This is a genomic window from Simiduia curdlanivorans (assembly GCF_030409605.1).
Lineage (GTDB): Bacteria > Pseudomonadota > Gammaproteobacteria > Pseudomonadales > Cellvibrionaceae > Simiduia > Simiduia curdlanivorans.
The window spans coordinates 910,641-927,759 of the sequence record NZ_JAUFQG010000004.1 but is presented as its reverse complement, the minus strand read 5'-3'; the positions used below and the strand labels follow the sequence as shown (position 1 = coordinate 927,759).

The following is a 17,119-nucleotide window of genomic DNA, read 5'->3' as shown; positions in this document are numbered from 1 at the left end:
ATTTTAGTGTTCGCGGGAAAACTTCAGCATGCGCTTGAGATCAGCGAGCAGATCGTTACCCGTGTGCTGGTCTTGATAATACATCATAAGGAAGCCATCCGGGTCCATCATCAGATAGCGGCCTTGGGCGTAATTGGTTTGCGCCAAGAGTGCCGCCCAAGCGCTGGGGTCAACCTTAACAACCTGAATATTTGCATGCTCCGTCGCTATCAATTGCTCAGTAGCGGAATCTAGATCGGCGACCAAAAATACCCGTTCAACCCGCGTGTATTTTTCATTTAAGCGCGTATGCACCTGTCTCGTAATATAAAGCGCCTCTACACAGGCGTCATCGCAGGCCGACATTGCCGGCACTAGCAAGCGCCATTTCTGGGGCTGCTGGGCCATTGTCATGGGCTGATTATCGCGATCGCGCAACTCAAGGCTATCTATTTGCACGGGCGGGTTCAGCAAAACACCTTTGTTTATGGTGTTGGTTGGTATGCCTAGCCCCGTTTCATAAATAACATAGGCCACAACCATGGGCACAAGAATAACGCCCATTACCAGCCATTTGGACCATTGAAGTTTTCGCACCGCGGGTATTTCTGCATTTGTCATGTTTAACTACGTCTTATTATTCGTTGTCTTTTGTTTTAGTACCGTTAATAAATTGGTATTGGCAAACACCAACAGTACCACCAATGCAAAGGCCATTGAAAACCATTGAAACGCATAGGCCTGATGTTTGATCGGTGAAATATTAACCGTGGGCCAATCAATGCTCAGTGCGCCCTCGCTTTCCGGCGCCAGCTGCACTAGGCCACTCAAGGTAACGCCCGAGAGCTCACTCAATTTGGTTAAATCTATTTCGGCAATTCGCTCGGCAATGAGAGCATCGGGCGGCAAATCGCTTAACATGATATTTTTAGACTGAGTGGCCATTTGCCCGGCGAGATTAACACGGCCGGTTAGTAAGGCTATGGTAGGTTTCAAACGCCGATCGTGAGCGCCGGCTACCCAGCCGCGATTTATTAGCAGCCAGACATTATTGACCTGAGCAATTTGCAGCACTTCATAGCCCACCCGCCCGCGCTGAATACGGTTATCCAGTAACCAGTAGGTATCTGCTGCTATGTTTGCGTTAAGCGTTACTTTCGTGAAAGCTGGCAACGCCAGCACGGCCTGTTGCTCAAGCGCATTCAGGGAGATGGGGTTTAAATGTTGTTGTTGCCGGTGTGCGTCCAACAATTGGGATTTTTCGTTTGCTCTATCGAGTTGCCAAAAGCCCAAGGCCAGCAATACCGGCAGAAACACCAGACCCAGCGTTATCAACTTTATATTGATATCGAAATGCAGTTTTTCTGGGACTGCAGACGAAGCACCGGTGGGGTGTTCGAGTTGCTCGCTTGGCATAGCTACCTCAATTGCCAGCGCCCTTGCAAAGGCGTAAGGTGGCTGCCTAATTATCGAGGAAGCGACCTATGTTTTTAAAAATAATAATTGGCGTATTGTTTCTTGCGGTTGTTGCCAGCCTCACCAGTGGGCTTATATTTTTACTGAAAGATATGGGTGCAACGGAATCAAAGCGAACCCTTTATGCGCTTGGTATTCGGGTGACCTTAGCGGCACTGCTACTATTGACTATTTTTTATGGCTTTTACACCGGCCAATTGGCGAGCACTGCACCTTGGGAATCCAGAGGCCTGTTATAAACACAGGCCCCCTTGTTGGGATCAGCCCAATACGTACACAAAGAGAAATAACCCAACCCAAACCACATCAACAAAGTGCCAATACCAACTGGCCGCTTCGAAACCAAACTGATCGTCAGACTTAAAATGGCCTTTAAACACAGAGCGCAACCACATCACTAACAACATAAAGGTGCCGAGTGTTACGTGTGCGCCGTGAAAGCCGGTCAACATGAAAAAGGTAGTTCCGTAAGCACCAGAGGCCAAGGTTAAACCGAGCTCTTGGTAGGCGTGGATATATTCTTCAACTTGTAAGATTAGAAAGATGATACCCAATGCGACCGTAATACCCAACCAAACATTAAAGGCTTTACGGTTGTCCTTTTTAATCGCTGAGTGCGCGAAGTGCACTGTAACGGAAGACGTAAGCAGCACGATAGTATTCCACAGCGGCAGCCAGCCCCAAATATTTTCCGCTGTTAGATTTGAGCCACTCATATTTTGTTCTGGGCCCAGTACCGTGGCACCGGCACCGTTGGCGGCCATGTCTGGTGTGGTCATCAAAGGCCAGTGATTTTCGAAACCGTTCCAAAGCAATTCATTGGTCATGGTATCGTGCGAACCTTCGCCGCCGAGCCACGGGAGAGAAAAGTTTCGGATGTAATAGAGCGCGCCAAAAAATGCCGCGAAGAACATCACCTCACTAAATATGAACCAGCCCATGCCCCAAACATAGGATCGCTTCAATTGAACGGAGTTCAGACCGTTCATATTTTCATCGATAACCGTGCTAAACCAATTCCACAAGACTACCGCCAGAATAAAGCCGCCGGCCATGAATATCATGGGGCCATTGTCGTTGCCATTCATCCAGTTAGCGGCACCAAATACCGTTATAAATAATCCGAGACTGGCAAATATTGGTAATTTGCTTTGCTCTGGAACGTAGTAAGTTCCTTCTGTTGCCATGTTGCTACCCCGCGTTTTTATGGAGTTGTTAGGGTGGTACCCACACCGCTGTTTGCTAGCTGTTGTGCGCCAACGGCATCGGTAATATCAAACAGCGTGTAAGACAAGGTAATGGTATTTACCTGTTTAGGTACATCCAAGTCGACAATAAACTGCAGACCTAATTCAGCGCTCTCACCAGCTTTTAACGGCTGGTTGTTAAAACAAAAACATTCCGTTTTATGAAAATACTGGGCCGCTTTAAAGGGCACCAAGCTTGGTACCGCTTGCGCCACCATATCTTTCCCGGTTGGGTTAACGGCGTGGTAAATCACATCCACGGCCTGCCCAGGATGAACTTTAATGCTTTGCACGCCCGGCTTAAAAAGCCAAGGCATAGCTTCATTATTGGTAGCTACAAACTGAACCGTTATTTCACGGCTCAGATCGACGGTGATTTCCTTAGCTTGATATTGATCACCCGTTTTGCCATTGAGGCCAGTAATTTCACAAAACGCATCATACAAAGGCGGCATGACGAAAATGGCGAAACCAAACATAGCAAAACCAAGCGCGATGAGTTTCGCGCTTAGTTTTGCATTGGCTTTATCTACTTCGTTGGCCACAGCGAAATCACTTTACTTCTGGTGGGGTAGAGAAAGTGTGGTAAGGCGCAGGCGATGGTACCGTCCACTCCAAACCGTGCGAGCCTTCCCAAACCCGATCAGTGGCTTTCTTGCCCGATACGATGGCGGCAATGATGTTGTACAGGAATAAAATTTGCGCGGCACCGAACAGGAAAGCACCTACGGATGAAATCATATTCCAATCGGCAAACATCAGATTGTAATCGGGAATACGGCGCGGCATGCCTGCTAACCCTGCGAAATGCATGGGGAAGAAGGTTAGGTTCAAGCCGATAAACGCCAACCAGAAATGGGTTTTGCCCATGATTTCGTTGTACATCTTGCCCGACCATTTAGGCAGCCAGTAATACACCGCCGCTGTGATCGAGAAGATGGCGCCGGGCACCAACACATAGTGGAAATGCGCCACTACAAAGTAGGTATCGTGGTATTGGAAGTCCGCTGGCGCGATGGCCAACATCAAGCCCGAAAAGCCACCGATGGTAAATAAAATCACGAAGGCGATGCTGAATAACATCGGTGTTTCAAAAGTCATTGAACCCTTGAACATGGTCGTGACCCAGTTAAACACCTTCACACCCGTCGGCACGGCGATCAACATGGTGGCGTACATAAAAAACAATTCGCCGGCGATGGGCATGCCCACGGTAAACATGTGGTGCGCCCAAACAATAAAGCTTAAAAACGCGATGGACGCCGTGGCATACACCATAGACGCGTAACCGAACAAAGGTTTGCGCGCAAAGGTTGGGATAATGGCACTAACCACACCAAAAGCCGGCAAAATCATGATGTACACTTCTGGATGACCGAAGAACCAGAATACGTGCTGGAACAATACAGGATCACCACCACCGGCGGCGGAGAAGAAGCTGGTGCCGAAGTGAATATCCATCAACATCATGGTGACCACGCCCGCAAGTACCGGCATAACCGCTATCAATAGATAGGCGGTAATTAACCAAGTCCAGACGAACAGTGGCATCTTCATTAAGGTCATGCCTGGGGCGCGCATGTTCAAAATGGTGGCGATAATATTGATTGCCCCCATGATCGAACTGGCGCCCATAATATGAACGGCGAAGATGAAAAAAGTCACGCTGGGTGGCGCATAGGTGGTCGATAGTGGCGCGTAGAAAGTCCAGCCGAAATTAGGTGCTCCGCCCTCCATGAACAAGGTCGATGCCAACATGGTGAAGGCGAAGGGCAGAATCCAAAACGACCAGTTGTTCATGCGCGGCAAAGCCATGTCCGGCGCGCCAATCATCATAGGTACCATCCAGTTAGCCAAGCCCACGAAGGCCGGCATAACGGCACCGAACACCATCACCAGGCCGTGCATGGTGGTCATTTGGTTAAAAAATTCAGGCTCGACAATTTGTAAGCCTGGCTCGAACAGTTCGGCGCGAATCACCAGGGCGAAAACGCCGCCCATCAAAAACATCGCGAAACTAAACCATAAATACATACTGCCGATGTCTTTATGGTTGGTGGTGTAAAACCACCGGGTAATACCTTTAGCAGGGCCGTGTGCCATGTGTCGCTCCCCTTATGAACCTTGCTTAAAATTCACGATGTCGATTGGCTGCACCTGTGAACCGGTGTTATTGCCAAACGCATTGCGTTGGAAGGTGATAACCGCCGCGGCTTCCACCGGGGTTAGCTGCTCACCAAAGGGAGGCATACCTTTCCCACCGTTGATTACACGATCTAAATGGTCGCGCATGTCGCCATTGGCAATCGGGCTGCCAACAATGGCGGGGAAAACACCGGCGATACCTTTACCATCAGGCTGATGGCAGGCAGCGCATTGCTTTTGATAGACCACTTCGCCCTGGGCATAGAGCTCATCAAAAGTCAGCGTTTGTTTGGCGGCTTCAGCGATAGCTGCAGACGCTTCACGCTTTTTCATCATCCAAGCATCAAACTCTTCCTGGGGGACCGCTCTGACCACGATGGGCATGAAACCGTGATCTTTACCACACAGCTCCGCACACTGGCCTCGGTAGACGCCGGGCTCGTCAATAAAGGTCCAAGATTCGTTAATGAAGCCGGGAATTGCATCTTTTTTAACGGCTAAATCTGGCACCCACCAGGCGTGAATAACGTCGTTGGCAGTGATCAAAAAACGCACTTTCTTCTTAATCGGGATAACCAGCTCATGGTCCACCTCTAACAAATAGTTAGGGCCTTTCGGCGCGAGGTTGTGGATCTGGTCTGCCGGGGTCGACAAGGACGAGAAGAAACTTACGTCTTGATTCAGGTACTCGTATTTCCACTTCCACTGATAGCCCGTGACCACAACATCTAAGTCGGGTTCACTGGTGTCGTAAACCTTAATCAAGGTTTTAGTGGCAGGAATCACCATGATCACCAAAATAATAATTGGCACCACAGTCCATAAAACTTCAAGGAATGTACTTTCGTGGAAGTTGGACGCTTTCGCGCCGTTGGCTTTCCGATGCACAATCATGGTGTAAAACATCACACCAAAAACCAATACACCGATGGCCACACACCACCAGAAGATATCCATATGCAAACCATAGATCTCATGGCTTACAGCGGTAACCCCCTGGGTCATGTTGACCCCCCAACGCTCGACTTCGTCCGCCAACGCAAATTGGCTAAAGAACGAGAAGCCAAGCAACCAAGCAAAACTGCTCTTTGCTTGTTTCAGCATGCCCATTGTCTCCGTGTAGCTAGTTATGCTTTTTATGACTACTTAACGGATGAACCCAGCGTAAAGGCGGTAACCGAAAAGGTTGCCCGTGCCGGTAACAACGGTAAACTTCAAAATAGCTCGGCCGAAACCGAGATCCTGCGTATCTTTTTTCGCACTTGTTCATCACAAGCACGGGTACAGCAAAGCCGTCACACTGATACCAGCTAGTGCGATCTGCGCTTTTATTTGAGGCGATACCAGGTACTTTTCAGTCAACCGAGGGTTACATCCAACAAACTGCGGCAAATCGTCGCATTCATATGCGGTTCTAAGAAGGCCATAAGCGAGTAAAAAAATCAACAAATTTATTAAGTTACGCTCAGTTTTTAATGGTATTCAGCGGCCTAGACTTGTTCCAATGAGGCGCCTCATTGCGCCCTAACAAGCAAGGCATTCAGCAAAAAATTTGGCTGCTCGCGTGGCCGCTCATGCTGTCGAATATCACCCAGCCACTGCTCGGGCTGGTTGATACGGCCTTACTTGGCCACCTGCCCAGTCAAGTCTATATTGGTGCCTGTGCCCTTGGCGCGAGCATTCTGACACTGCTGTTTTGGGGCTTCGGCTTCCTGCGCATGGGCACAACCAGCCACGTTGCGCAGGCTCTGGGCGAGGATAACCCCGCAGCCGGCGAAAAGGCCTTGGCGCAAAACTGCCTCTTAGCCTTAGGCTTAGCGCTAATGATCCTGTTGCTGGGGCCATTTTTGCTGCCCCTTGCCATTTCGGCGATGAATGCCAGCAGCGAGGTGTCTGCTCTTGCGCTTAGCTATAGCCAAACCCGGCTTTGGTCCGCCCCGGCAACACTACTGAACTATGCGTTGCTAGGTTGGTTTATTGGCCGGCAGTTGACCAAGTTGCCACTCATCATTTTACTGGTCACCAACGCCGCCAATATTGGCTTCGACCTACTGTTCATCGTGTATTGGGATTTCCGCAGCCTTGGTGCCGCTTGGGCCTCAGTACTGAGCGAATATATTGGCTTAATTGTCGCTATTGGCCTGTATTTGCGCCGAAAGCCGACACTGAGTTTGAGCTTCATTATCAACCAACCCGGCCGCTGGCGGTCGGTACTGACGCTAAATCAACACTTGTTTGTTCGCACCTGCTGCTTGATGTTTGTCTTGCTGTTTTTTACCAGCCAAGGCGCCCAATTTGGCGATACTATCTTGGCCAGCAATGCCATTCTGCTACAACTGGTGCACTTGGCCTCCTATGCCCTCGATGGCCTGGCTCACGCCGCCGAGGCGTTGACGGGTCAGGCCAAGGGCCAAAAGCGCGCCGATAGACTATGGCAACTGCTGATCAACATTAGCTCTACGTCTTTCGTCGTCGCCGTCGTCATGGGCGCCGGCTTTTGGTTCAGCCAACAGAGCTTAATTCCACTGTTTAGCGACATTGAGGCAGTCACTCAAAGTGTAAGCACCTACTTCTTTTGGTGTGCCCTATTGCCCGCTATCTCCGTGGGAGCCTATGTTCTGGATGGCTATTGCATCGGTGCCGGCGAAACCCAGGCTATGCGCAACAGTTTATTGTTTTCCTGCTTTATGGTTTTTCTACCGCTGTGGTATCTAACGACGCCACTGGGCAATCACGGCCTTTGGTTCGCGTTTGCAGTATTCAACCTAGTGCGAGGCATTAGTTTGGCATATCTGGTTATCCCACCACTTCGATCTCAATTACGATTACATTAGAATGACTCGTTCTTAGCTAAGGATTTTGCTCTGCTAAAGTTTCCACTGTGATAAGCAAGTCAATTTCAAACAGCACACGTGTGCAGAAACTAAAAAGGCAGCCAAAATTTTTGAGGGTCATAAAAAGCACTACCTATTTTTAAAATTGGTACTAGTATTTGTGGGTTGCCCAATTTCATGGCTTGGGCGGCCTAAGCCTTAGAAACGCACAGACGTAAAATAAACAATTATCGGTAAGGGGTTAGGGTGTTATTTCACAGACAGAGATCTGATCGCAATAGCTGGTGCGAGCAGCTACCCACCGCGGAGGAGCTCGCCAGAATTAAAGAAATTGTTGCCGAGGCTATTGCCCAAGAACGCTCAGAAGGTATCTTTTTACGGGTTGTAACCAGCAATTTTAATAAGTTACATAACGCCATTGCTTTCTTAGGCAGCGATGGAAAACCCAACGCCTGCCCCGAGGCGCTCTTGGAATTTGTTATCAGCTATATTCGTCACGTGCCGGATTTTATCGACGCGGTCAATAAAATTGGTAAATCGCACAATATTCAAGATGTCACCACGCCTTTTTTGCGCATCGCGCAAGATTTTTTCTTGAGCCCGCCAGAACTGATTGACGGCCATACCGGTATAGCGGCGCTGTTAGACGAAGCCTATCTGGCACATAGAATTATTGAGGAGGTCAACGACCATATTTGTGCAAGGTTCGGTATCCCACTCGCACCCATGGATATGACAAAAGCCAACTTGATTGTCCACAGCCTTATTGGCGAGCCCTTTGCCAATGATTTAGATCACGCAGTGCAATACTCCGTCGAAATGCTGCTCATGCGCGGCTCGAGTTTGGATAGGCTATTAACCTCAGATGCCTTTCAACGCTATGTAGGAATGCATCAACTAAGCGGCTGGGATGTAGAAATTACCCAGCACCCCTGTTTAATAAGCGACCTGTGCATCGATTTAAAATTTGCCCAAAAGGCCGACAGCCCCCACCTGCACTAGGGCATCATTTCTCAATGGGCGGAAATTGTAACACCTGCGTTTCCTGCGCTACTTTGACCTCGTCCTGATTAACTCGGGTATCTAATTCGCGCACCGCCGTTTTAAAGCGCATCTCATCTTTAAAACCACACTCGACACACTCGCGAAAATCCGATTCGCCTTCGCGGTACATCACAATGCGATCCATGGCACTGCAGCTTGGGCACACGGCTCCGGCAATAAACCTCTTTTTAACACTGACCATATTTACGCTCTTATTCCGCTGTGTCTTAGCAGTGCGTCCACTTCCGGTTCGCGACCACGATAGGCTTTAAATAGTGCCAAAGCGTCGCGCGATCCGCCTTGGGATAAAATCGTATCCAAGAACGCCTGCCCCGTCGCTGGGTTGAATATGCCCTCTTCCTCGAACTTGGAAAAGGCATCGGCAGACAGCACCTCGGCCCATTTATAACTGTAATAGCCGGCCGCGTAACCGCCGGAAAAAATATGGCTAAAGCTGTGCTGAAAGCGGTTGAAGTCAGGCGGCAACACCACACTCACCTGCTGCCGCACCTGATCCAAGCAAGCTTGCACTTGTGCAATATTTTCTACTTTGTCGCGCTGGTGCAAGCGGAAATCAAACAGCGCGAATTCCAATTGGCGCAACATAAACAAGCCTGTGTGGAAGTGTTTCGCTTTCAACATTTTGTCTAACAATTGCTGAGGTAAGGGCGCACCGGTTTGATAATGGCCGGAAATTAGCCCGATGGCGTCCGGCTCCCAGCACCAGTTTTCTAAAAACTGGCTCGGTTGCTCAACCGCATCCCATGGCACGCCGTTAATGCCAGACACAGCCGCGACATCAATGTCGGTCAGCATATGGTGCAAGCCGTGGCCGAACTCGTGGAACAGCGTGGTCACTTCGTCGAAGCTTAACAGCGACGGCGTGTCGCCCAATGGCGGCGTGAAATTACAGGTCAGATAGGCGATGGGTAATTGAATGCCATCCGACGTCGCGCGCCTGACGCGACAGTCATCCATCCATGCGCCACCGCGTTTATCCGGGCGGGCATAGAGGTCTAAATAAAAATACGCCAGTGTTTGACCCTGTCGTTTTATTTGAAAGACTTCGGCATCTGGGTGCCACACGGCAATACCCGAGTACTTTTCAACGCTGATGTTAAAGAGCTTTGCCACCACGGAAAAAAGACCGGCCAGTACTTTTTGCGCGGGAAAATAGGGTTTTAGTTCTTCCTGTGAGAGCTCGTAGTCGCGCTGCTTGAGTTTTTCCGCGGCATAACTCACATCCCACGCGCACAAGTTATCAATTTTTAGTGTCTGTTGCGCAAAGGCCTGTAAATGCTGCCACTCCTGTTGTGCGACAGGCTTAGATTTTTGCGCCAAATCTTCGAGAAAATCCGTCACCCGGGCACAGCTATCGGCCATTTTTTTGGCCAGCGATAGCTCGGCATAATTTTTGTACCCTAATAGTTGCGCCAACTCGGCGCGCAATTGTAAAAGTTCGACAATATGTGTGCTGTTATCTCTCTCTGCCGGGCCGAACTCCGATGCCCGCGTGGTGTAAGCGCGGTACAGGGCTTCGCGCACCGACCTATCTTCGGCAAAGGTCATCGCCGCTAAATAAGCAGGAAAATCTAGGGTAATGACCCAGCCGTCTAGCGCTTTGCGCTCGGCCGCTTTGCGCGCCTGGGCTTTAGCGTTGTCGGGAAGGCCGGCCAATTGTTTTTCATCGGTAATGTGTAAATGCCAACCCTGCGTTGCATCTAATACATTATTTGAGAATGTATTGCTGAGCTCACTTAAGCGCTTTTTAATCGCTTTAAATTGCGTTTGTTGCGCCGGCGGTAAGGCGATACCCGCCAGAGTAAAATCCCGCAGCGCATGCTTAACGGCCTGTTGATGAGCCTGACTTAACTGGCTAAATTCGGGCGACGCCTGAATATAGGCATACAGTTGATACAGCCCTTGATGCTGCCCCATGTCCGAGCCGTATTGCGTCAACTCGGCAAGACTGGCCTCGTATACCTTGCGCAGTTCTTCGCTATTTTGCACCGCATTTAAATGACCAACGGGGGACCAGACGCGCGACAACTTATCGTCGATGGCTTCCAACTCGCGCAATATTTCCGCTGCCGGCCGGTTTAAACCCGCCGCAACCACGGCGTCGATGGCCGCGCGATTTTGCCCAATGACGGTGACTACCGCCGCCTGAGCTTGGGCAGGGGTAAAGTCGTTAAAGGGCGGGAAATAGGGGTCGAGTAACAGTGGGTTTGTCGCTGGCTGAGTCATCGGGTTACCGCTGGTGGGAGTGACAAGGTAAAATGCCATTTTACCCTACTTTGGCGACAACCGATGAATCCAATCCGGACCTTTCAACAACACACACCGAAACTTCACCCTAGGGTTTTTGTCGATCCGAGCTCAGTCGTCATCGGCGATGTCGAACTCGGTGAAGACAGCTCCGTCTGGCCGATGGTGGTGATCCGAGGCGACATGCACCGGATTCGTATCGGTAAGCGAACCAGTGTGCAAGACGGTGCGGTATTACACATTACCCATGCCGGACCCTTTAACGCCGATGGTTGGCCTTTGACCATTGGCGACGATGTCACCATCGGCCACGGCGCCATGTTGCACGGCTGCACCTTGGGCAATCGCATTTTGGTGGGCATCGGCGCCACTATTTTAGATGGCGCGATTGTCGAAGATGAGGTGGTTATCGGCGCCGGCACGCTAGTGCCGCCGGGTAAGCGCTTGGAATCTGGCTTTATGTATATGGGCGCGCCGGCGCGCCAAGCGCGGCCCTTGTCGGAGAAGGAGCGGCAATTCTTTCAATACTCGGCAAATAACTACGTCAAGCTGAAGGACCAACACATAGCGGCACTGGGTCAATAACTTACGGGACCCAGTTGCGCCTTGGTTAAGCTTTTAAATGCTGACGCAGCGCCGCCATTACCGGTTTGACCTCTGGCATAACGCCGTGCCAGAGGCGAAAGGACTCGGCTGCCTGACCCACTAACATGCCCAAACCATCGGCACTCACCCGCACGCCTAAAGACGCTACCCAGCGCAAAAACACCGTGGGTTGGGCGCCGTAGGTCATGTCATAGCAATAGGTTGCTGGTGCGATCAGCGTTTCGGGCACCGGTGGCAAATCACCGGCAAGGCTAGCCGAGGTAGCATTGATGATGAGATCAAAATGCCCGTGGGCAAAACCCGACAGCGCGTCAAACTCAACCGTCTCTACTGGCCCGATAGGGGCAAATACACTGGCTAACGCCTCGGCCTTGACCAAGGTGCGATTGGCCAGCACTAATTGTGCTGGCCGCTGTTCGAGCAGCATTTGCAAAACGCCGCGCACAGCACCACCAGCGCCCAACACGAGTAATTTTTTATCTCTAAGCGGCCAACCCAACTGCTGGGTAATGTCGGTAACAAGACCGTAGCCGTCGGTATTGTCGCCCAATATGCTGCCTTCCTCCTGCACAGCGAGGGTGTTAACCGCGCCGGCCAAGGTCGCGCGCGGCGTCAGTTGACTAGCGAAATTATAGGCGTCGAGCTTAAATGGAGCCGTCACATTCATGCCCAAACCGCCGCTGGCAAAAAAGCGCTGCGCTTCAACCAAGAAGCCATCCACCTCAGGGCAGGCGCGCTGATAGGATATATGTTGCTGGGTTTGCTGCGCGAAGGCCATGTGAATAAAGGGCGATTTAGATTGCGCTATGGGGTTGCCTACCACTTGATAATGCTTGGTCATTGCACCCAGTCCCGCGCTTTTAGGTAGAACTCGGTTAACTCTGCCTCGGGGCTTTCGGGCTCTGGCTCATAGCCGTATTCCCAGCGCACTAGGGGCGGCAGAGACATCAAAATTGACTCCGTGCGGCCGCCCGTTTGCAGACCAAACAAGGTGCCGCGATCAAACACCAGATTAAACTCCACGTAGCGACCGCGTCGATAGAGCTGGAATTGACGCTGGCGCTCGCCAAAGGCGCGCGAGTTTCTGCGCTCGACGATTGGTAGGTAGGCGTCTAAAAAGCTGTCGCCCACCGAGCGCGTAAAGGCGAAACTTTGCTCGAAACCGAGTTCATTAAAATCATCGAAAAACAACCCGCCCACGCCTCTCGGTTCATCTCGATGCTTGAGATAGAAATAGCGATCACACCAGTCTTTTAAGCGCGGGTAGAGATCGTCGCCAAACGGTAAACAGGCCGCCTGCGCGCTACGATGCCAGTGCTGACAATCCTCCTCATTGCCATAAAAAGGGGTGAGGTCATAGCCACCACCAAACCACCAAACCGGTTCTTCGCCTTCGGCTTCGGCAATAAAGAAGCGCACATTGGCATGGCTGGTGGGCACATAAGGGTTGTTCGGGTGAATCACCAGCGACACACCCATGGCCTCGAAGGAGCGACCGGCGAGCTCGGGACGCGCAGCCGTGGCCGAAGGTGGCAGCTGGGTGCCGAAGACATGGGAAAAGTTCACCCCGGCCTTTTCAAATACCCGGCTCTCCGCCAGTACGCGCGAGCGCCCGCCGCCGCCCTCGGCACGCTCCCAAGTCTCCTCGGTAAAACTGCCGCCGTCGATCTTTTCCAGCCCGGCGCAGATGCTGTCTTGCAACTCGAGCAAATAGGTTTTGACCGCTTCCTTATCAATTACTTCAACCACTGACATGTTTTATCTTCCAAGGTTGGACCATTAAGCGGGCCGAATTTCGGCGCCAGTGATCAAATCGCGAATCACCGAAGGACGCCCTGGGTTGGTTAGATCACCCGGCGCCAAGGCATCAATATCGGCACCAAAGTAAGCACTTACCTGCATTGCAGACAGCGCCGCTGGTGCACCTTGCGGATTGGCCGAGGTAGACACTAGGGTTGAATCGAGTAACAGACACAGGGCCTGTACGATAGGGTGGGCACTGACGCGCAGCGCCACCTTTTCGTGTTCACCGGTTATCCACGCAGGCACTTTGTTGGCGTGCGGCACCAGCCAAGTATTGGGCCCTGGCCAAGTCTCTGATAGCAGGCCAAGCTGAGCGCTATCGAGCGTATCTAACCAAGGAATCACTTGATTGATATCGGCGGCAACGAGAATCAAGCCCTTTTCAACCGCGCGATGCTTAAGCTTTAAGATTCGCGCCACCGCCTGTTCGTTATTGGGCAGACAGCCCAAACCCCAAACACCTTCGGTGGGGTAGGCGATGACCCCACCGGCTTTGACAGCCTCTACCGCCGCTAATATATCTGGATGGGTTAACCAAGGGTTTGTCATTGAGAGAGCCTAGTATTTTTGCGATGCGCATTGTCCCACCTACGCTTAGCGCAAGCAATTGCCCAACTGCCTCTGCCTAACTGCCGGCGAAAAGCCGCTCTATACCCTGTTCGCTAGAGGCGATAAGGCCAAGCATTTCCAACTCACCCAGAGCTTGATGTAATTCGCTAAGGTTAAAGTGTGACAATGCCAACAGCGCTTCGAACTCCACTCGCTCTCGACCAATCAGCTGCAATAGCTTTTTGTGCTTAGGCACCAGCTCATCGTTAACCTCTATCGCTGGTTCGGGCAAATCGAACAGCGCCAACTGAGCGCCGAGCTGCTCGGCAATTTGCTCAGGTTTATACACCAGCGTTGCGCCCTCGCGAATAAGCCAGTGACAGCCCTCGCTCACCTCGCTGTAGATTGAGCCGGGAATCACAAACACCTCGCGATTTTGCTCCAAGGCCTGGCGCGCTGTGGTCAATGAACCACTTTTCATCGCCGCCTCTATCACCAGGGTCGCCACACTCAGGCCGCTAATAATGCGATTGCGGCGCGGGAAGTGGCCGGGCTCTGGCTTTACGCCCAAGGCAAATTCGGACACAAGGGCGCCACCTTGTTCGATTATCTGGGCCGCTAGGGCTAGGTTTCGCGCCGGATAGATCTTATCCAAACCGCAGCCCAATACCGCCACGGTTTTGCCGGCACCGGCAAGCGCTCCTAAGTGCGCCTGGGTGTCGATGCCGAGCGCTAAGCCACTGGTAATGCCATAGCCGCCTGAGGCCAAGGCCTGGGAAAAATGATGTGCCGTTTTTGCCCCAGCGGCGGTGGCTTTTCGCGCCCCAACCACGGCAATTTGCGGCAAGTTCAGTACTAGCGGATCACCGGCCACGTAGAGCAATAAGGGACCGTTGATTTCTTTTAGCAGTGGCGGATATAGCTCATCAAATTGAGTGACAATATGATGCCCGTCGGATTCCAGCCAGCGCGCTAAGGCATTGAGCCTCGCCCCTAGCCAGCCCTGTTCACCGGCGCGCCACAGGGCAAACAACTGCGCGGCGTTCTGGCCCAAGCTTTTAATCAATTTATCAGTGGGCCAATCCAGCAGGTCGGCGGGTGATTGAATAGTGTGTTGCAGCGTCAACCACTTTTGCGGGCCTAAACCTGGGAGATGGTGCAGTGCGATAAGAATATCGCGCTCAGAGGGTGGCATAGTGTTCATCCTTGAACTGAATTGTTAGTTAGGGCGTGCGCGGTTGCGTTAACTCTAGCTCAAACTTTAGCGCAAAAAAAACCGGCTTACGCCGGTTTCTCATGTCAATCACTAACCATTTTAGAAGGAATCCCTTAAGGATTAACCACCTTGTCGTTAATGGCTAGTGGACGTTTAGCATCTAAAACGATGGCAAAGCTCATTTTTTCAAACACCCGGAACACCATCAACAAGCCCGCCTTCTCGTCTGGCAGCTTGACGTTCTTGCCGGTAATGCGGTCGGGTACTATGGGGCCATCTTTGAGAATGGCTAAGATGTCACCGGCCCTGAGGCTTTCGCGACTGCCGCGATTAATCGCAACCACGTTCATCCTGCCAACTTGAGTTACGCCGCCTTCAACGGTCATGATGACACCGTTGATATCTTGGTCCGGTGCCTTAGGGTAGAAGGTGCTTTCAACGGCGCGATCGGCGCTAGGCAGTAAACGGTCTTCGATCAGAATTTCTTGGGTGGTGCGGGTCACGTTCATGGTGGCGATGTCACCGTTGATGGCGGCAACACTGGCGGCGCCAACGTCCAAGGCTTGATAGCCTAAAAACTCACCTGTGACTGGGTCTTTAAAACTTTTGCCTTTGCGGTAAATACCGTACACAGGCACATTCTCATCAATTTCACCACGCGCGTATAAATGATCGCCTGCACCGGTAATCAAACGAGCATCCTCACCCGCCAGTACGTATGGCGCATCGGTGTATTGCTCGGGCGTTACGATTCGGCTGCCAGTTAGGAAGGCGTTGATAGCATCCAGTGGAATGGCGGGAATTGCCGCAGCAACAGGCTGATAGCGAATTTTTGGCGACAGTTTTTCAGTGCCGGGAGACAGCTTAGTGGTAGGTACGCCGCGCTCAATGGCCAAGCGGGGCTTGCCGTCTAAGTAAACCAAGGTGATGACATCACCTGGGTAAATGAGATGGGGGTTGTCGATCTGGGGATTTACCTGCCAAATTTCCGGCCACATCCACGGGTTTTCTAGGAACTTCCCAGATATATCCCAAAGAGTATCGCCCTCGGTGACCCGATAGCTGTCTGGACGATCGTCGCGAATCTGGACTTCTTCTGCGGTTACTGCCAATGACAACAACAAAGATGCTGCCAGACCCACAAATAGCTTTTTCATAGAAACCTATCCTGTTTCTCTTGGCCTTTGGGGAAATCTCGGCCTTTTTGGAGAATTTAGACGTTATAATAGCGTACCAAAACCAAATGCCCTGCCGCTGTCAATCCAGCACAGCTTGAGTGACAATGTGCCACCGTTGAATAAAGACTACAACGGCTTTACATTTTGCCCATGGCAAGATCACTCTGGGCTGCTAAATTTTGGCGTAAATGCTGTTTGATCATAATGTTAGCAGCGACTGTTATCTTTTTACTAGAAGTTTGTCACACCGTTTATGGCTAAGCTCGATATATTAGAATTTCCAGACCCTCGGTTACGCACCCTCGCGAAGCCCGTTACCGACGTTAACGACGAGGTACGCACACTCATCGACGACATGTTTGAGACCATGTATGCCTGCCCTGGTATTGGTTTGGCGGCCACGCAAATTAATGTTCACAAGCGCATTGTGGTCATTGATATTAGCGAAGAGCAAAACCAACCGATGGTTTTCATCAACCCCACGGTCGATGTTTTGGATCAAGAGACTGGCAGCTATGATGAAGGCTGCCTTTCAGTCCCGGGGTTTTATGAAAGCGTGGAGCGCCCCGTGCATATTCGGGTAAAAGCACTTGATCGTGACGGTAAAAGCTTCGAAATGGTGCCAGATGGTTTATTGGCTACCTGTATCCAACACGAGCTGGATCACCTAAATGGCAAGCTATTCGTGGATCACATTTCGAACCTGAAGCGCGATCGGATACGCAAAAAACTCGAAAAACAACACCGCCAGCAGGCTTAAGCACTTTACCTAAT

Annotated in this window: 18 protein-coding genes; 5 read left to right on the top strand and 13 right to left on the bottom strand. The window is 51.3% G+C overall.

Annotated elements, in window-relative coordinates; translation table 11 throughout:
• Positions 1-3: 3 nt before the first annotated feature.
• The gene (locus tag QWY82_RS04320) at positions 4-600 is read right to left on the bottom strand and encodes a redox-active disulfide-containing membrane protein (protein WP_290260230.1); all 597 of its coding nucleotides are present in this window, start codon (positions 598-600) and stop codon (positions 4-6) included.
• A 6-nt stretch (positions 601-606) separates the two neighbouring features.
• A complete protein-coding gene (locus QWY82_RS04315) occupies positions 607-1,395 on the bottom strand; it encodes an SURF1 family protein (RefSeq protein ID WP_290260229.1) in 789 nt (262 codons plus the stop codon).
• A 68-nt stretch (positions 1,396-1,463) separates the two neighbouring features.
• Between QWY82_RS04315 and QWY82_RS04310 the strand changes: the two genes are divergently transcribed.
• Positions 1,464-1,694 carry a twin transmembrane helix small protein gene (locus QWY82_RS04310; RefSeq protein WP_290260228.1) on the top strand — a complete coding sequence of 77 codons (231 nt, stop codon included), beginning with the start codon at positions 1,464-1,466 and terminating at the stop codon, positions 1,692-1,694.
• Between the two features lie 21 nt (positions 1,695-1,715).
• Here the strand turns inward: QWY82_RS04310 and QWY82_RS04305 are convergent, their stop codons facing one another.
• The 4 genes from QWY82_RS04305 to coxB are packed head-to-tail and all read right to left on the bottom strand — an operon-like array spanning position 1,716 to position 5,951.
• A complete protein-coding gene (locus tag QWY82_RS04305) occupies positions 1,716-2,642 on the bottom strand; it encodes a cytochrome c oxidase subunit 3 (protein ID WP_290260227.1) in 927 nt (308 codons plus the stop codon).
• Between the two features lie 17 nt (positions 2,643-2,659).
• Positions 2,660-3,247 carry a cytochrome c oxidase assembly protein gene (locus QWY82_RS04300; protein ID WP_290260226.1) on the bottom strand — a complete coding sequence of 196 codons (588 nt, stop codon included), beginning with the start codon at positions 3,245-3,247 and terminating at the stop codon, positions 2,660-2,662.
• Between the two features lie 7 nt (positions 3,248-3,254).
• Positions 3,255-4,805 (bottom strand): cytochrome c oxidase subunit I, encoded by a 1,551-nt coding sequence (gene ctaD / locus QWY82_RS04295; protein WP_290260225.1) that lies wholly within the window; start codon positions 4,803-4,805, stop codon positions 3,255-3,257.
• A 12-nt stretch (positions 4,806-4,817) separates the two neighbouring features.
• The gene (coxB, locus tag QWY82_RS04290; RefSeq protein ID WP_290260224.1) at positions 4,818-5,951 is read right to left on the bottom strand and encodes a cytochrome c oxidase subunit II; all 1,134 of its coding nucleotides are present in this window, start codon (positions 5,949-5,951) and stop codon (positions 4,818-4,820) included.
• A 413-nt stretch (positions 5,952-6,364) separates the two neighbouring features.
• Here coxB and QWY82_RS04285 point away from each other — a divergent pair, with 413 nt between their 5' ends.
• Positions 6,365-7,681: an MATE family efflux transporter gene (locus QWY82_RS04285; protein WP_290260223.1), complete on the top strand. Its 1,317-nt coding sequence runs from the start codon at positions 6,365-6,367 to the stop codon at positions 7,679-7,681.
• 246 nt (positions 7,682-7,927) lie between these two features.
• The gene (locus QWY82_RS04280) at positions 7,928-8,683 is read left to right on the top strand and encodes a hypothetical protein (protein ID WP_290260222.1); all 756 of its coding nucleotides are present in this window, start codon (positions 7,928-7,930) and stop codon (positions 8,681-8,683) included.
• A 4-nt stretch (positions 8,684-8,687) separates the two neighbouring features.
• Here QWY82_RS04280 and QWY82_RS04275 read toward each other — a convergent pair whose 3' ends face one another.
• A complete protein-coding gene (locus QWY82_RS04275; RefSeq protein ID WP_290260221.1) occupies positions 8,688-8,927 on the bottom strand; it encodes a YheV family putative zinc ribbon protein in 240 nt (79 codons plus the stop codon).
• A 2-nt stretch (positions 8,928-8,929) separates the two neighbouring features.
• A complete protein-coding gene (locus QWY82_RS04270; protein WP_290263444.1) occupies positions 8,930-10,972 on the bottom strand; it encodes a M3 family metallopeptidase in 2,043 nt (680 codons plus the stop codon).
• Positions 10,973-11,035: 63 nt separating this feature from the next.
• Between QWY82_RS04270 and QWY82_RS04265 the strand changes: the two genes are divergently transcribed.
• Positions 11,036-11,578: a gamma carbonic anhydrase family protein gene (locus QWY82_RS04265; RefSeq protein ID WP_290260220.1), complete on the top strand. Its 543-nt coding sequence runs from the start codon at positions 11,036-11,038 to the stop codon at positions 11,576-11,578.
• A 25-nt stretch (positions 11,579-11,603) separates the two neighbouring features.
• On the opposite strand, the gene aroE is transcribed toward QWY82_RS04265, so the two are convergent.
• From aroE to QWY82_RS04240, 5 genes are all read right to left on the bottom strand, one after another.
• Positions 11,604-12,440, bottom strand: coding sequence for a shikimate dehydrogenase (gene aroE, locus QWY82_RS04260; protein ID WP_290260219.1), 837 nt, complete (start codon positions 12,438-12,440; stop codon positions 11,604-11,606).
• The gene (gene hemF, locus QWY82_RS04255; protein WP_290260217.1) at positions 12,437-13,354 is read right to left on the bottom strand and encodes an oxygen-dependent coproporphyrinogen oxidase; all 918 of its coding nucleotides are present in this window, start codon (positions 13,352-13,354) and stop codon (positions 12,437-12,439) included. Before hemF ends, aroE begins: the two co-directional genes overlap by 4 nt.
• A gap of 24 nt (positions 13,355-13,378) precedes the next feature.
• The gene (tsaC, locus tag QWY82_RS04250) at positions 13,379-13,951 is read right to left on the bottom strand and encodes an L-threonylcarbamoyladenylate synthase type 1 TsaC (protein WP_290260215.1); all 573 of its coding nucleotides are present in this window, start codon (positions 13,949-13,951) and stop codon (positions 13,379-13,381) included.
• Positions 13,952-14,027: 76 nt separating this feature from the next.
• Positions 14,028-15,146, bottom strand: coding sequence for a DNA-processing protein DprA (gene dprA, locus QWY82_RS04245; protein ID WP_290260213.1), 1,119 nt, complete (start codon positions 15,144-15,146; stop codon positions 14,028-14,030).
• A 134-nt stretch (positions 15,147-15,280) separates the two neighbouring features.
• Positions 15,281-16,324, bottom strand: coding sequence for a LysM peptidoglycan-binding domain-containing protein (locus QWY82_RS04240; RefSeq protein ID WP_290260211.1), 1,044 nt, complete (start codon positions 16,322-16,324; stop codon positions 15,281-15,283).
• Between the two features lie 274 nt (positions 16,325-16,598).
• On the opposite strand from QWY82_RS04240, the gene def reads away from it, so the two are divergent.
• Positions 16,599-17,105, top strand: coding sequence for a peptide deformylase (gene def, locus QWY82_RS04235; protein WP_290260209.1), 507 nt, complete (start codon positions 16,599-16,601; stop codon positions 17,103-17,105).
• The last annotated feature ends 14 nt before the right edge of the window (positions 17,106-17,119 follow it).

Bases quoted from the DNA above. Each gene is read 5' to 3' on its own strand.
- QWY82_RS04320 (WP_290260230.1), bottom strand. From the start codon at position 600: ATGACAAATGCAGAAATACCCGCGGTGCGAAAACTTCAATGGTCCAAA.
- QWY82_RS04315 (WP_290260229.1), bottom strand. From the start codon at position 1,395: ATGCCAAGCGAGCAACTCGAACACCCCACCGGTGCTTCGTCTGCAGTC.
- QWY82_RS04310 (WP_290260228.1), top strand. From the start codon at position 1,464: ATGTTTTTAAAAATAATAATTGGCGTATTGTTTCTTGCGGTTGTTGCC.
- QWY82_RS04305 (WP_290260227.1), bottom strand. From the start codon at position 2,642: ATGGCAACAGAAGGAACTTACTACGTTCCAGAGCAAAGCAAATTACCA.
- ctaD (WP_290260225.1), bottom strand. From the start codon at position 4,805: ATGGCACACGGCCCTGCTAAAGGTATTACCCGGTGGTTTTACACCACC.
- coxB (WP_290260224.1), bottom strand. From the start codon at position 5,951: ATGCTGAAACAAGCAAAGAGCAGTTTTGCTTGGTTGCTTGGCTTCTCG.
- QWY82_RS04275 (WP_290260221.1), bottom strand. From the start codon at position 8,927: ATGGTCAGTGTTAAAAAGAGGTTTATTGCCGGAGCCGTGTGCCCAAGC.
- QWY82_RS04270 (WP_290263444.1), bottom strand. From the start codon at position 10,972: ATGACTCAGCCAGCGACAAACCCACTGTTACTCGACCCCTATTTCCCG.
- QWY82_RS04265 (WP_290260220.1), top strand. From the start codon at position 11,036: ATGAATCCAATCCGGACCTTTCAACAACACACACCGAAACTTCACCCT.
- aroE (WP_290260219.1), bottom strand. From the start codon at position 12,440: ATGACCAAGCATTATCAAGTGGTAGGCAACCCCATAGCGCAATCTAAA.
- hemF (WP_290260217.1), bottom strand. From the start codon at position 13,354: ATGTCAGTGGTTGAAGTAATTGATAAGGAAGCGGTCAAAACCTATTTG.
- tsaC (WP_290260215.1), bottom strand. From the start codon at position 13,951: ATGACAAACCCTTGGTTAACCCATCCAGATATATTAGCGGCGGTAGAG.
- dprA (WP_290260213.1), bottom strand. From the start codon at position 15,146: ATGCCACCCTCTGAGCGCGATATTCTTATCGCACTGCACCATCTCCCA.
- QWY82_RS04240 (WP_290260211.1), bottom strand. From the start codon at position 16,324: ATGAAAAAGCTATTTGTGGGTCTGGCAGCATCTTTGTTGTTGTCATTG.
- def (WP_290260209.1), top strand. From the start codon at position 16,599: ATGGCTAAGCTCGATATATTAGAATTTCCAGACCCTCGGTTACGCACC.